Here is a 14151-nt window from a genome sequence, read left to right as displayed (position 1 = left end):
GCTCGGTGTCTTAGATGCTGCCGCATCCCAACTATGACGGTTGGACGAAGCGCACCCTGGGAGTCTATAACGGGTTATCTGAAACATGCAAGAAGATGTGCAATGATCTGATTTTGCATAGACGATGAATGATGGTGATGAAAGGAGGGGAAGGGCGACATGAATGCGGCTTTTCAACTGGGCGTCATTACCGACGAAATCTCCCAGGACATCGCCGATGCGATCCGCATTGCCCGCAGGTACGGGCTGGCCGCGCTGGAGCTGCGCTCCGTGGACGGAGAGCAGCTGTATCGGCTGAGCGATTCGCGCATAGAGGAGATCGGTGCGGCGATCCGGGCGGCTGGCCTGAAGGTCAGCGGCTTATCTGCCCCGGTGTTTAAATGCAACCTCCGGAATGCGGAAGAAGTAGCCGAACACCGGGGAATTTTGACCCGTTATGCGGAGTTGGCGCAGCGGCTTGGCACCCGGTATGTCCGCGGCTTCAGCTTCTGGGCCGAAGGCCCGCTGGAGGAGGCGTATGGCGACATCGTCCGGGAATTAAAGAGCGTGGTGCCGATCCTGGAGCAGCATGGCGTCATTTACGCGCTGGAAGCGGATCCGGCGGTCTACGCCTCCAATGCGGCCAAAGCCGCAGCCCTGATCCGGGCGGTGGATTCTCCCTATGTTCAAGGGTTGTATGACCCGGGTAACGACCTGTGGGACCCGGACCAGGAGGTCCCTTACCCTGACGGCTACGATGCTTTGCGGGGGCGGATCTGTCACATCCACCTGAAGGATGCGGTGAAGCAGGGAGATCATACCGAAGCGGTGGCGATCGGAAAAGGTCAGGTGGATTACGCCGGCCTGCTGCGTCGCTTGGTGCAAGAGGAGTATGACGGCTATTTGGTGGTCGAAACCCACTACAGGCTTCAATCGAGCCTGACGGAAGAGCAGCTCAAGCGCCCGGCCGGATATGCTTTTTCCGAGGGAGGGGTAGAGGCAACGATCGACTGCCTGAATTCCTTGTTTGAGCTGCTGGAGCGGAGCTCCATTTCAATAAGCAAGCAATAAGTAAGAGCGATTCGTAATTCAATGGAGGAGGAATGATCATGCCTAGTCCCCGTTTGGCGGAGAAAAAGTGGTGGAAGGACCGTCTTCAGGTCCGGCAGTACGCGTCGAGAGACGAGATGGGAAGAGCGGCGGCAGCCGATGTCTCCCAAGCAATGAAGGCGATCCTGGCGGACCGGGGCAGCCTGCGGATCGTGTTTGCCGCGGCTCCGTCGCAGAACGAGCTGCTGGACTACCTCGCAGCGGATAAAGATATCGAGTGGAGCCGGGTGACCGCGTTTCACATGGATGAATATATCGGACTGGACGAAGATGCTCCCCAGCGGTTCAGCACTTTTCTGGATAACCGGCTGTTCTCCCGAGTCCGCCCGGGAACCGTCCACCTGATCGACGGCTCCGCCAATCCCGCCGCGGAGTGCGAACGGTATGCGGCACTGCTGCAGGAGGCCCCGATCGATATCATCTGCCTCGGCATCGGGGAGAACGGCCATTTAGCTTTTAACGATCCGCCGGTGGCCGATTTCAACGACCCGAAGACGGTAAAAATCGTCGAGCTCGACGATATATGCCGGGAACAGCAGGTTCGGGACGGCTGCTTTGACCGGTTCCGGGAGGTGCCCGAAACCGCGATGACGCTGACGATCCCTACGCTGTTCTCCGGCGGCCGCCTGTTCTGCATCGTGCCGGGCCCGACGAAGCGGAGCGCGGTGACGCAGACGCTGGAGGGACCGATCACGACCGCCTGCCCGGCCTCCATTTTGCGGGAGCACCCGAACTGTACGTTATACCTGGACCGGGATTCGTATGGAGGCTGACCGCCGCGGCATGGAACCTACGGCAGCAGGCTGCCATGACGCCCTGACCCGGCTGGAGGGCATTCATGCCCTGACCGGGGAGCATATCCGGCTCACCCTGGCAGGCGGGGTGATTGCCGGGTATGAGGTGCTCGGGACACCGGAGGAGGTGGAGATCCGGCAGGTTGCCGGGGCACAGGCGGGCGGGCAGGAGCTGCCCCTCATCGGACCAGGACTGGTGGATCTGCAGATTAACGGGTACGCAGGGCTGGACCTCAACACCCATCCGCTGCAGGCGGACACCGTCCGGCAGTTAAATGAGAGGCTGTGGGCGGAGGGCGTCACCTCGTATTTGCCCACGCTGATTACGAACAGCGATGAAGCGCTGCGCAGCGGACTCGGCACGATTGCCGAAGTGTGCGAAACGGACTCCAATCACAATATGGCGGGAATTCACCTGGAGGGGCCGTTTATCTCCCCGGAGGACGGACCGAGAGGCGCCCATGACGCCCAGTATGTCAGGGCGCCGGACTGGGAACTGTTCCAGTCCTGGCAGGAGGCTGCCGGAGGGCGGATTCGGATCGTCACGGTATCGCCGGAGTGGCCGGAGGCCGTGGATTTTATCGAGCGGTGCACGGGCAGCGGCGTGCTGGTCTCGATCGGCCACACCTCGGCCAACTCGGCCCAGATCCAGGCGGCCGTTCAAGCCGGGGCGCGCATGTCCACGCATCTGGGCAACGGCGCCCACCCGGTGCTGCCCCGCCACCCGAATTACATATGGGATCAGCTGGCGGAGGAGCCCTTGTGGGCGAGCGTGATTGCGGACGGCTTTCACCTGCCGGACGCTTTTCTCCGCGTCGCCGCCAAGGTGAAGGGCGAGCGGCTGATCCTGGTCAGCGATGCCGTCAGCTTCGGCGGGATGCCGCCCGGCACGTACGACACGCATATCGGCGGCCGCGTCACACTCACGCCGGCAGGGCGGCTGCACCTGGCCGGGCAGCCCGCGCTGCTTGCGGGCTCGGCGCTGCCCATGACCGCCGGCATCGCGCACCTCGCGGGGCGGGGCATCGCCAGCCTTGGCGAGGCATGGGCGATGGCCTCGGTGCGGCCCGCGGGCCTGCTCGGCCTGCCCGCGGCCCAGGGCCTTGCGCCCGGCGCGCCCGCGGACTTGGCGCTCTTCACCAAGGAAGCGGCGGGCATCCGCATCCTTCGCACCTACAAGCGCGGGCAGCTGAAGTACGACGCCTGCAACGTGAGCGCTGACCGCGATCCGCACGATACCGGCTTTACCCGGTAACACCTGCACGGTGCAAGCTCTTCATCGCCACACGATAACACCAGCACCACGCGCCGTAGCCTCTACACGATAACGCCCGCGCGATACGCGATGCACTGCTACACGATGCTGCCCGCAGGATGCGCGCTGCACTACTCCACAAGATGATGCCTACACCACACACCGTGGCCCCTCCACCCGATGACGTTCGCACCATGAGCCATGGCCATCTCCACATGATGATGTACTCACCTCGCACCATACCCCTAGTCACGCACTAAGCACGCATCGCAGGCCAATACTCAGCCCAAAGCTTAGCGCGGGCTGACCAAAACAAAACCCCCACCCGGATACGCAGACCGGGTGGGGGTTTTTACTTACCCACATGTGATGGCGGCAGGCCCTGCTGAGGTTCGACGGCCTTTCATGCCATTAATTTATAAGCACCGTAACTCCAACCTCGACCCAGCGGAGTGGACCGAATCGATCTGGAGAAGCGAAGCGGCCGCCTTTGTCTTATCCAGCCCCAAGCTTGGCGCGGGCTGACCAAAACATAACCCCCACCCGGATACGCAGTCCGGGTGGGGGTTTTTACTTTACCCACATGTGATGGCAGCAGGACCGGCTTAGGTTCGCCGGCCGTTCATGCCATTAATCATTATGCACTCAACCTCGACACAGCGGAGTGGGCGGAATCGATCTGGAGAAGCGAAGCGGCCGCCTTTGTCTTCTCCAGCCCCAAGCTTGGCGCGGGCTGACCAAAACATAACCCCCACCCGGATACGCAGACCGGGTGGGGGTTTTTACTTTACCCACATGTGATGGCGGCAGGCCCTGCTGGGGTTCGACGACTGTTAATGCCATTAATCATTATGCAACGTAACTCCAACCTCGACCCAGCGGAGTGGGCGGAATCGATCTGGAGAAGCGAAGCGGCCGCCTTTGTCTTCTCCGGCCCCAAGCTTAGCGCGGGCTGCCCAAAACATTAACCCCCACCCGGATACGCAGACCGGGTGGGGGTTTTTACTTTACCCACATGTGATGGCGGCAGGCCACTGCTGAGGTTCGACGGCTGTTCATGCCATTAATCATTATGCAACGTAACTCCAACCTCGACCCAGCGGAGTGGGCGGAATCGATCTGGAGAAGCGAAGCGGTCGCCTTTGTCTTTGGATTTCACCCTTGGTATGTTTCCGGTCAAGAAATCTAAAGACAACAGCGATCGGAAGAACGATCCGTACACGGAGCGTCCACTCGAGCGTCGAAGTATCATGAAGCATCAGCTAGTATCAATGCCAACGGAGCGTCCACTCGAGCGCCCAAGTACCGCGACGCCTGCCTGCACCACGCTGCTCACGCCCAGCCTGCCCGCCATCACTCCCCCTACGACGCATATTTGCGCCGATACTCCCCGGGCGTAATGCCCGCATGCCGCTTGAACATGCGGATGAACGAGTTTACGTTGCGGTAGCCGACCCGGGCCGCCACGTCCTGAATACGCAGATCCAGGTTCTGCAGCAGCTCCTTGGCGGTGCGGATGCGGAGGTCGTTCAGATAATCGCTGAAATTGACGCCCGTCTTCTCCTTGAAGTACGTCGACAGATAGCCAGACGTAATGTTCAGCTTGTCGGCCATCATGTCGAGGTTGATGTCCTCGTCCAGATGCGTGCACATATACTCCGTCACGAACGACGTGATCGGATCATGCTCCTCCGTCTTGCGCCGGATTCTCTGCAGCACGGGGTGCAGCAGGTCCGCGAACCAGCGCTCGTACTGCGCCCGGCAGTAGAAGCGCCGGGTCTCCTCGAGCGGCGGGCGGCCGCCGACATCGGCCGATGCGGCTGCGGGAAGCTGGCGCAGCGCTTTATCCAGCTCGCCCGCCACATCTTTGGCGAACTGCCGGTAGTCGCTGGCCACCGCCTGCTTCTTCTCGAGCTGGTCCAGGCTGCGCCGGACCCACTCCTGCATGCCTTCCTCACTGCCGCTCATCAGGCGGGTCTGGAACTCCTGCTCCCACATCGCTTTGAGGTAGCGCTCGCCTCGCGCTCCGCCGTCAGGGGCGTCCGGTCGAATCCACTGCGTTTCATCCACCAGGCGGCGCAGCTTCAGCCGCTCCTGGACCTGCTCATACGCAGCCGTAAAGTCCGCCCCCGCCGGCTGAACGGCTCCATGGGCCATCGTGACGAGATAGCTGTCGCGGTCCACGGAGAACACCTGCAGCAGCCGCTGCATGTACGGGGTGAGATCCGCTTCCGGATCGGGCAGGAACAGCAGCGTCAGGATCTGGTGGGGCTCGGTCTGGATCGTGACGGCATCGGGAAAAGCCTGACGCCATACATTGTCGACGTACACGCGGAGGTAATAAGAGCCTTTACCCGTTTTCTGCTGATAATGCTCGAAGGCATCCTTAAACAGCACCTGGTAGACCACCACCACATAAGGCAGGCTCGTATCGGTCAGCTCCTGGATCTCCTTCAGGTTCATATGGATGTTCTTCAGCTTGTTGGTGTAGGCGTAATGCCGGAGCATGGAGTTTTTGCGTGCCAGATCGCGCGAAATGCTTTGGTGGGAGATGCGCATGTGGTGCATTTTTCGCGTGATCAGCTCGATTTCGCGAACGGGTTCGTTATCCGTGCCGCTGCCTGCGTCGGTCTCGTAGCCCTTCAGTTCGTCGACAATGAGCCGAATCGGCTGGTGCATGCGCCGGCTGAACAGGAAGGTGAGCACGATCAGGACGCCGACGATGGCGAGCAGCGACAGCAGGATCAGGTTCAGATTGAGGAGCTGGCCGGAAATGCTCTGGACCGGAACCCGGCTGACATAGGTGAAGCCCGTACCGGCCCCCTTTTTATAAAAATAATAGTAATCCTTCGTTTGTATATAGGAGCGGCCCGGGTCAAACGAAGTGACCAGACCCGAATTGATGTCGGCCGACGTCTGGTAGAGCGGCTGCCCGTCAGCATTCAAAATATAAAACTGGTCGCTGATTGACACGTGCAGGTCCTGCGTCAGCTTTTGGGCATCGATCATGACGATGAAGTACATGTCGCGGTAAGGCATCATTTTAATGATCATGGGCATCAGCACGCCTTTGGACACCGTATGGCCCGCCGTGTTCTCGGTAAAGGCGGCAGCCGGGAACACGCGGTAGGCGTACGATTCGTTAAATTGGCGGTCCCAAAACTCCGGCGGGTAGGAAGGGCTAATGTAATACGTGCCAAACATCGCTTTTGCGCTGCTTGTCCCGTCCTTCTCGATGACGTAGGCGTCGCTGCGGAAGTCAATGATGAGGTTGTCAATATAAAGGAAGGGATTCGTGTACAGCTGCTTCATCTCGGCAATGACGTCGTTGACGTAGCCGTAAGCCTTGTTGACTCTGGCATGCCGGAGCAAATTGATGTGGGTCGCCCAGAGGCTGTTCTGGTTCAGACCGAGCACCATTTCGCGGGTCAGCCGAAAATGATCCTCATAGCCCTCCACCGCGTGATTAATGCTCAGCTCGTTGTACTTGACGATCTCCTGGTGGATCTGGCGTTTTAAATAGAAGAAGGAAACCAGGTTGAAGGCGGCAAGAAGCAAGATGACAGCCAGAAATCCAAGCAGCAATTTCGTGAAAAGCGTCGTATACCCCAGTTTTTTCGTCAGGATGAGTGACATCTCTTGAACACCTCCGGCAATGTGCGCTCTGTTACCTATATCATAAGATTTATTTTCGCGTTCAAACAATATTCACCTTTTCGGGTATCTCTACAATCTTCCGGCTGACCCCGGAAAAAGGGGATATCCTCACAAACGTGCAGATTTATTTATGGAGAAGCGTTCAAGTATGATTCGGGTACAGGGTTTCACGGCCCATGACCAAAGAGGGAGGTGCGCATGTGGGTGAAACAAGCACAATCGGAAGTGTCGGGAATCGTTGAAGCAGGCCTGCCGGGCCTGAACGTTAAGCGCCGCAGCAGCATGACCATGCAGAGCAGGCTGAAGCGGGCCTGGAGACGAAGCAAATACTTATGGCTGCTGTTTCTCCCGTGCCTGCTGTATTACGCGATTTTCAAGTATGCACCGATGTTCGGCCTCGTGATTACATTCAAAAACTACAACGTGTTCAAGGGCATTTGGGCGAGCGAGTGGGTGGGCTTCAAGTATTACCGGATGTTTTTCGAGAACCCGGATTTCTGGGTGCTGATGAAAAACACGGTGCTGCTCGGCGTTTACAAGCTGGTCTTCGGCTTCCCGGCGCCCATCATTCTGGCCCTGCTGCTGAACGAAGTCCGGAATGCCGTGTTCAAAAAATGGGTGCAGACCGTCAGCTACCTGCCGCATTTCATTTCCAACGTCATCGTGGCCAGCATGGTGATCATGTTCCTGTCCCCGAATGGCGGAATCATCAATGAGCTGATTACCGGGCTCGGCGGCAAGCCGGTCAACTTCATGATGGAGCCGGGATGGTTCCGGCCGGTCTATGTCCTGTCGGAAATCTGGCAGCACATCGGATGGGAGACGATCATCTTCCTGGCGGCGCTGACCGCGGTCGATCCGCAGCTATATGAAGCGGCCAGCATCGACGGGGCAAACCGGTGGCGGAAGCTGTGGCATGTGACGCTGCCCGGCATTGCCCCGACCATCATGATCATCCTGATCCTCGATATCGGGAAGGTGCTCGAGATCGGCTTCGAGAAAGTATTTCTGATGTATAACCCGGCCATTTACGATACGGCGGACATCATCAGCACCTATGTGTACCGGGTCGGGATGGAGCAGGGGAACTTCAGCTATGCCTCTTCCATCGATCTGTTCATGGGGGTCATCAGCTTCATCTTTATTTTTTCGGCCAACTTTATTAGCCGCAGACTGGGGGGGACCAGCCTATGGTAAGTGCAGGGGAGGTGCGCGGCCGCCGCAGGATCAGCCTGTTTACCATTGTCAATACGCTGATTCTGCTCGGTGTCGCCGCCGTGACACTGTATCCGTTCGTTTACATGCTTGCGGTTTCGCTCAGCGGGGACGTGTACGTCATGAAGGGAGAAGTCACGCTGTGGCCAAAAGGTTTTAATCTCCGGATGTACGATCTGGTGCTGGGAGACCCGAAAATTTGGTCGGCCTACCGGAACACGATCATCTACACCGTGCTGGGCACGGCGATTGCGATGATCATTACGTCCATGGGCGCTTATGCGCTGTCCCGGAGCGACATGACGTTTCATAAAGGCTTTACGCTATTGATCGTGTTTACGATGTTTTTCAGCGGGGGCATGATCCCGACGTTTCTGGTGGTCCGCTCGCTCGGGCTGGTTGATACGATCTGGGGCATGGTGCTGCCGGGAGCGGTCAGCACGTGGAATCTCATTCTGATGCGGACGTTCTTCAGCGGCATTCCGAAGGAGCTGGAGGAATCAGGACGGATCGACGGGCTGAACGACATCGGCATCTTCTTCCGCATCATCGTTCCGCTATCCAAGCCGGTGTTCGCTACGATCTCATTGTTCTATGCGGTAGGCATCTGGAACAACTTCATGAATCCGCTGCTGTATTTACGCAATCCCGACCTGTTCCCGCTTCAGGTCATCCTCCGCAATCTGGTGCTTGCCGGAAGCGTCAGCTCCGGGCAGGTGACGCAGATCGGCGGAGACAACATGGTGGTCGAGGATTCGCTGAAGTTTGCAACGATCATGGTATCCACCATTCCGATCCTGATCATATATCCGTTCGTCCAGAAATATTTTGTGAAAGGATCGATGATCGGCGCGGTGAAGGGATAACTGTGATGTTCCAATTTTGATCAAAGGGGCGAAACGAATGAAGAAAAGAAAGATCGCTTCAGCGCTGCTGGCCGCACTGCTGATCGTCATTGCCGCAGCCGGATGCACCAGCGGGAAGAAGGAAGAGACGAATTCGGCACCAAATGCCGGAACCGGGGGACAGAAGGAGACGGTCACCTTAACGGCTCTCCTCGACAACAATGCGACCTTCCCGTACAGCAAGGATTGGCCGATCTGGAAGTGGATTCAGGAGAAAACCGGGGTCACGCTGAACGTACAGACGCCTTCGGGCAAGCTGAGCGACACGTTGAACCTCGTCATGGCCTCGGCCAATCTCCCGGACCTCATGTATATGTCGAGCCGCAGGGACTCCAACAAATACGGGGACCAGGGCGCGCTGGAAAATATTTTGGACCATGTAGACCAAATGCCGAACCTGAAAAAGTGGATGGAGCAGTATCCGGAGGAGGCCAAGGCCGCGCTGTCCGCGGACGGCAAAATGTATATGTTCCCGAACCAGGGCTTTGGGGAGACGAACCGGATGATCTGGCTGTACCGTGAGGATGTGTTCAAGAAAAACGGACTGCAGCCGCCTAAGACTTATGAGGAGCTGCACCAGGTGCTGAAAAAGCTGAAGCAGCTGTACCCGGACAGCTATCCGCTGTCGATGCGCTTCGGGCAAATTCCGGATGAGATGTACGCCAACCTGACGACCAACTTCGATACGGGCACGGACGTGTATTACGATTTTGACGACAACAAGTGGAAGTTCGGACCGACCGAGGACAACTACAAGAAAATGGTGGAGATGTGGCATACCTTCTACGAGGAAGGGTTGATTCCGCCGGATTTCCTGTCGATCCAGACGAAGCAGTGGCAGGACGTCATGTCCACGGGCCAATCCTTTGTGACGATCGATTACATCAGCCGCGTCGACTTCTTCAACAACGCGATGCGCAAGGATAATCCGGAGTACAGCCTGCAGTTCATGGCGCCGCCGGCAGGACTGCCGGGCATGAAACAGCTGAACCCGTATTTCCACTATCTTGAGGGCGGTCTGACCGTAGCCTCGAGCTCCAAGCATAAAGACGAAATTATGAAGTACATGGACTTTTTCTACAGTGAAGATGGGCGAAACTTAAGCAGCTGGGGCAAGGAAGGCGAGACTTATACGGTGGAAAATGGGGAGAAGAAATTTAAACCGGAGTATACCGACGTGACAGAAATGCGGAAGCAGACCGGCCTGCAGACGAGCGGCACGTACACGTGGATCGACTTTAACGCGCACCTGTCGCTGTTCTCGGACGATTTGAAGAAGGCCTACGAGGAAGCGGCCAAATACGATCCGCCGGCGATGCAGCCGAAGCCGGCCTTTACCGACGCGGAGAACGAGGTGCTGTCGGTGACCGGGCAGGCTGTGAAAAAATACCGCGAAGAAAACTTCTCCAAGTTCGTCCTGGGCACGCGGAAATTAAGCGAGTGGGATAAATATGTGGAGGAAATCAATGGCCTCGGCGTCCAAAAGCTGATCGACACCTATACGGCGGCGCAGCAGCGGGTGGAGCAGGCGAAGCTGGAAAATAAATAGGAAGGCGCGAGGCTGCGCCGATTTCCTGAGGCACCTGGCTAACGGCCGGGTGCTTTTTTTTCTTTTGAATACAGTTTCCTCATTACAAAAGGGCTGATACCGATATTCCATCCCAAAGGTTTTCCAAATTCCTTGACAGGATACAATATCTGTAATATAAATGATCTAGTTATTTAGTAAATTACTGATTTAGTAAATTACTAAATATCAATCGGGAAAGTGAGATGAATCGGATGGATAAAAGCCGCAGGGCGGAGCTGATCGCCCAGTACAAAGAAATGAAACCCCAAATGGGCGTATATATGCTCAAGTGTGTCCCTTCCGGACGCATCTATCTGGGTTTTACGCAGGATATGAAGAGCATGCTGAACCGGCACCAGTTTACGTTAAGATCCGGGTTGCACAAATGCAAGGAGCTGCAGCGGGAATGGAACGAATACGGGGAGAGCCAGTTTGAAGTGAAGGTTGTGGACACGCTCGCCTACGACAAGGATGAGTCCAAAACCGACTATACGGAGGACCTGGAGCTCCTGCGCGACATCTGGAAAGATAAATTAGAAAATGTGGAGATGATCTAACCATGAGGATCCCAACAACGTTAAAACATAAACCGGTCATCGTTTCCGAGAATTACGAAAACATCGACGGCAGAAAGGCGTACAGCACGGATGCCAAGGGATTGTCCCTGGGCCTTGCCCAGTGGAACGAGCGCGGGAAGGTGGACATTTCCGCCAAGGTATGGCGTTATACCGGCGAGAAATGGTCGCGCCAATCCGAAGAGCTTCCGATGCACCGGGTGCTGGATCTGGCGATTCTGATCCTGCGCAGCAGCGCTTACTTCAGTGAGGCGTACCGCTATCCCAAGCTGTATGACCCGGACGAGGCGACCATCGACCGTGTAGGGGTGCAGGGGGACGCTATGGAAGTGGCGGTATGCACGGACAATCCGATGATCGACGAGGATATCAAGCTGTTTGCCCAAGCGCTGAACGAAGACGGCGAGCTGCTGGGCGAGCGGTTCCGCATTTTGTCCCGTCTGCTTAAGGACATGGGATATTGATGAGCATGCGGAAACCTTTCAAATGGATGATCATTAAAGGAGATGGTTTTACATGAGTTCTACCGAGCAAGGTTTAAAAGGCGCCTCCGGTGCCGTGCCATCCGAGAGGCCGGGGCCGGGTGCTCCCGACAAGAAGGATACGGTACTGCGGGCCATGATCGCTTTCCTCATCCCCCTTATTCTAAGCAACGCCCTGCAGTCCGTCGGCCAGCTGGTCGGCAGCATCGTCGTGGGGCGCTGGATCGGAGTTGAGGCGCTGGCGGCGATATCCGCGTTTTTTCCGTTATTTTTTCTGGTCATATCCTTCGTGATCGGGATTGGCTCCGGCAGTGCCATTCTGATCGGTCAGGCCTACGGGGCCCGCAACGAGGAGAAGCTCAAGGCGGTCGTCGGTACGACGCTGACCTTTACGCTCATTCTGGGCATCGTCCTGGCGGTACTGGGAGGCATCTTTACCCAGGATATTTTGCTTCTGATCGGTACCCCGTCCAACATCATTGACATTTCCGTACAGTATGCCCGCATTATGTTCTGGAGCCTTCCGTTTTTGTTCCTGTATGCGGTCTATACGACATTTATGCGCGGAACGGGCGATTCCAAAACGCCGTTTTATTTTCTGATCGTCAGTACGGCGCTGAACCTGATTCTGTTGCCCGTGCTGATCTTCGGCTGGATCGGGCTGCCCAAGCTCGGCCTGTACGGTGCGGCTTACGCGAATCTCGTCTCCACGATCGCGACCTTTATCGCGATGCTCTGGTATCTCCGCTGGAAGAAGCACCCGCTGCAGTTCGACGCTTCGGTGCGCAGGCACCTGGGGATGGACCGGGAAATGCTGAAGCTGCTGCTTCGTCTCGGCATTCCGTCCAGCATCAGCATGATCCTGGTGTCGCTGTCCGAGATTGCGGTCATCATATTCGTCAACCGGTTCGGGTCCGACGCCACCGCGGCCTATGGCGCGGGAAACCAGGTGGCGAGCTACGTCCAGATGCCGGCGATCAGCCTGGGCATGACCGTATCGGTGCTGGGAGCGCAGTCGATCGGGGCAGGTCAGCTGGACCGGCTAAAACAGGTCATCCGCGTGGGCATTATGCTCAACTATATCATTGGGGCCATCATCATTATCCCGGTGTACCTGTTCTCGGAGCATATTTTGTCCTGGTTCATTACGAGCGGAGATACGCTGGACATCGCCCACCGGCTGCTCATGATCACGCTGTGGAGCTACCTCATCTTCGGCCATACGCAAATTTACGGGGCGACGATGCGGTCCAGCGGCACGGTGCTGTGGCCGACGGTGTTCAACATCGTGTCGATCTGGTGCGTAGAGGTCCCTGTGGCCTATGTGCTCTCGTACCACACAAGCCTTGGCATCGAAGGCATTTGGATCGGGTATCCGGCAGCGTTCATTGCCAGCTTCATTCTGGTGTACAGCTACTACCGCTTCTCATGGAAAAAGAAGCAGATTACGCGGCTCGTTCACTAACAGGGAGTACTTCAGAACTGCGGAACCTGGAATAACCAAGGGGGGGACCGGCATGAAGGGGAAAAGGCTAGCGTTATCGCTGATCATCGCTTTCGTGGCTGCGTACATCGGATTTGGGGCTTGGATCGCCCATGATACGAAACGGATATTGGTGGCAGCCATGGGCGGGGACCCGGGCTATACGGAATACATGGATGAGGCTGTCTATCATGACATCCATCCGGTTCAGCGAGGCATGACGAACAATGACTATGCATATGATCCCGCCGTTCACGACATCGGCTTCGTATTTCCGCTGCATTTCTTCGGCGTATCTCTGGCTTATGTGACCCAGCAGTACTCCGGTGAGCATTTCGGGTTCAGGGAGCCGGTCCGGCTGACACTCCAACTCAAATCCGGCAAATGGGTTGCGACCGGTGCATCCATTCAACCTTAAAAACAAATCAGATTGATAACTATAATTGAAGGGCTGCTCGAACGGGGGGAAAATGACCGTGGAAGCAGCTCTTTTTTGTATTAAAAAACTTTTTAAAAATTTTTTTGCTTCCGTGTCGATTTCGCCGACATGCATTCGTCGTATTGATATAAAGACAAAAAACAGGTGAAAGGTTGTTGAACTATTATGGGAGCACAAATGAACGCTTATCTGATGTCGGTGGATGCAAGAAGCCAGGCGAATTACTATATCGAGGCCCTCGGCGGGGAAATCCAGTTTGTCAGTACATACGGAGACGCGCCCGGAGCGCCTGAGGCGATGAAGGATAAAGTGATGCACTTGGCAGTAACGGTGGCGGGAGCGAATCCGCTGATGCTGTCCGACGCGTTTGAACCGGTTTCGTATAACCGCAGCGTCAGCCTTTCTTTAACATATATCGATGAGGAGGAAGCCAGAGCGGCCTATGCCAGGCTGAGTGAGGGCGGAGAAAGCAAGTATCCTTTTGCCCTTCAGCCATGGGGCGCTTATTATGGTGAGGTCATTGACCGGTTCGGTGTGACGTGGATGATCACGAAAATGTAATTGCGGGAACGAAACCTGGCAAATGTAACGATGGGAAGCAGCAGATAAAGCAGCTCAAGGAAGGCAGCCGCCATGAGGATCGGCTGTCTTTTTTTGCTGCAGTGAACATCGGGGAACCGTTGATCA

12 protein-coding genes are annotated in these 14151 nt (G+C 56.7%); 11 read left to right on the top strand and 1 reads right to left on the bottom strand.

Features of this window, described 5'->3' with window-relative positions; translation table 11 throughout:
* Window positions 1–159: 159 nt before the first annotated feature.
* Genes ABIE48_RS29730 through nagA form a run of 3 tightly spaced genes read left to right on the top strand, consistent with a single transcriptional unit; the run spans window position 160 to window position 3138 of the window.
* Entirely contained in the window at window positions 160–1050 is an 891-nt protein-coding gene (locus tag ABIE48_RS29730) for a sugar phosphate isomerase/epimerase family protein (protein ID WP_192716061.1), read from the top strand.
* 38 nt (window positions 1051–1088) lie between these two features.
* A complete protein-coding gene (locus ABIE48_RS29725) occupies window positions 1089–1862 on the top strand; it encodes a glucosamine-6-phosphate deaminase (RefSeq protein WP_192716060.1) in 774 nt (257 codons plus the stop codon).
* A 10-nt stretch (window positions 1863–1872) separates the two neighbouring features.
* Entirely contained in the window at window positions 1873–3138 is a 1266-nt protein-coding gene (gene nagA, locus ABIE48_RS29720) for an N-acetylglucosamine-6-phosphate deacetylase (RefSeq protein ID WP_192716059.1), read from the top strand.
* Window positions 3139–4500: 1362 nt separating this feature from the next.
* On the opposite strand, the gene ABIE48_RS29715 is transcribed toward nagA, so the two are convergent.
* The gene (locus ABIE48_RS29715) at window positions 4501–6774 is read right to left on the bottom strand and encodes a helix-turn-helix domain-containing protein (RefSeq protein ID WP_192716058.1); all 2274 of its coding nucleotides are present in this window, start codon (window positions 6772–6774) and stop codon (window positions 4501–4503) included.
* Between the two features lie 303 nt (window positions 6775–7077).
* Between ABIE48_RS29715 and ABIE48_RS29710 the strand changes: the two genes are divergently transcribed.
* The 8 genes from ABIE48_RS29710 to ABIE48_RS29675 all read left to right on the top strand — a co-directional run bounded on the left by ABIE48_RS29710 (window position 7078) and on the right by ABIE48_RS29675 (window position 14025).
* Window positions 7078–7992 carry an ABC transporter permease gene (locus ABIE48_RS29710; protein ID WP_192716197.1) on the top strand — a complete coding sequence of 305 codons (915 nt, stop codon included), beginning with the start codon at window positions 7078–7080 and terminating at the stop codon, window positions 7990–7992.
* On the top strand, window positions 7986–8876 hold the full coding sequence (locus tag ABIE48_RS29705; protein WP_076172615.1) for a carbohydrate ABC transporter permease: 891 nt from the start codon (window positions 7986–7988) through the stop codon (window positions 8874–8876). The genes ABIE48_RS29710 and ABIE48_RS29705 overlap by 7 nt, the downstream gene beginning before the upstream one ends.
* Window positions 8877–8913: 37 nt before the next feature.
* Complete coding sequence (locus ABIE48_RS29700; RefSeq protein ID WP_192716057.1) at window positions 8914–10464, top strand: extracellular solute-binding protein; 1551 nt, start codon at window positions 8914–8916, stop codon at window positions 10462–10464.
* 233 nt (window positions 10465–10697) lie between these two features.
* Window positions 10698–11042 carry a GIY-YIG nuclease family protein gene (locus tag ABIE48_RS29695; protein WP_186326085.1) on the top strand — a complete coding sequence of 115 codons (345 nt, stop codon included), beginning with the start codon at window positions 10698–10700 and terminating at the stop codon, window positions 11040–11042.
* A gap of 2 nt (window positions 11043–11044) precedes the next feature.
* Complete coding sequence (locus tag ABIE48_RS29690) at window positions 11045–11524, top strand: DUF6530 family protein (RefSeq protein WP_145027090.1); 480 nt, start codon at window positions 11045–11047, stop codon at window positions 11522–11524.
* Between the two features lie 154 nt (window positions 11525–11678).
* On the top strand, window positions 11679–13007 hold the full coding sequence (locus tag ABIE48_RS29685; protein WP_354520736.1) for an MATE family efflux transporter: 1329 nt from the start codon (window positions 11679–11681) through the stop codon (window positions 13005–13007).
* Between the two features lie 52 nt (window positions 13008–13059).
* Window positions 13060–13443 (top strand): hypothetical protein, encoded by a 384-nt coding sequence (locus tag ABIE48_RS29680; RefSeq protein ID WP_192716055.1) that lies wholly within the window; start codon window positions 13060–13062, stop codon window positions 13441–13443.
* A gap of 186 nt (window positions 13444–13629) precedes the next feature.
* Complete coding sequence (locus ABIE48_RS29675; protein ID WP_192716054.1) at window positions 13630–14025, top strand: VOC family protein; 396 nt, start codon at window positions 13630–13632, stop codon at window positions 14023–14025.
* Window positions 14026–14151 lie beyond the last annotated feature (126 nt).

Source organism: Paenibacillus sp. OAE614, assembly GCF_040546645.1.
In the GTDB taxonomy this organism is placed as follows: Bacteria; Bacillota; Bacilli; order Paenibacillales; family Paenibacillaceae; genus Paenibacillus_AQ; species Paenibacillus_AQ favisporus.
Note: the sequence above shows the minus strand (reverse complement) of the source record. Positions and strands in the feature narration are given on the sequence as shown.

Coding starts and splice junctions, on each gene's coding strand:
- ABIE48_RS29685 (WP_354520736.1), top strand. CDS start 11,679: ATGATCGCTTTCCTCATCCCCCTTATTCTAAGCAACGCCCTGCAGTCC.
- ABIE48_RS29725 (WP_192716060.1), top strand. CDS start 1,089: ATGCCTAGTCCCCGTTTGGCGGAGAAAAAGTGGTGGAAGGACCGTCTT.
- ABIE48_RS29710 (WP_192716197.1), top strand. CDS start 7,078: ATGACCATGCAGAGCAGGCTGAAGCGGGCCTGGAGACGAAGCAAATAC.
- ABIE48_RS29700 (WP_192716057.1), top strand. CDS start 8,914: ATGAAGAAAAGAAAGATCGCTTCAGCGCTGCTGGCCGCACTGCTGATC.
- ABIE48_RS29695 (WP_186326085.1), top strand. CDS start 10,698: ATGGATAAAAGCCGCAGGGCGGAGCTGATCGCCCAGTACAAAGAAATG.
- ABIE48_RS29705 (WP_076172615.1), top strand. CDS start 7,986: ATGGTAAGTGCAGGGGAGGTGCGCGGCCGCCGCAGGATCAGCCTGTTT.
- nagA (WP_192716059.1), top strand. CDS start 1,873: ATGGAACCTACGGCAGCAGGCTGCCATGACGCCCTGACCCGGCTGGAG.
- ABIE48_RS29690 (WP_145027090.1), top strand. CDS start 11,045: ATGAGGATCCCAACAACGTTAAAACATAAACCGGTCATCGTTTCCGAG.
- ABIE48_RS29675 (WP_192716054.1), top strand. CDS start 13,630: ATGGGAGCACAAATGAACGCTTATCTGATGTCGGTGGATGCAAGAAGC.
- ABIE48_RS29715 (WP_192716058.1), bottom strand. CDS start 6,774: ATGTCACTCATCCTGACGAAAAAACTGGGGTATACGACGCTTTTCACG.
- ABIE48_RS29680 (WP_192716055.1), top strand. CDS start 13,060: ATGAAGGGGAAAAGGCTAGCGTTATCGCTGATCATCGCTTTCGTGGCT.
- ABIE48_RS29730 (WP_192716061.1), top strand. CDS start 160: ATGAATGCGGCTTTTCAACTGGGCGTCATTACCGACGAAATCTCCCAG.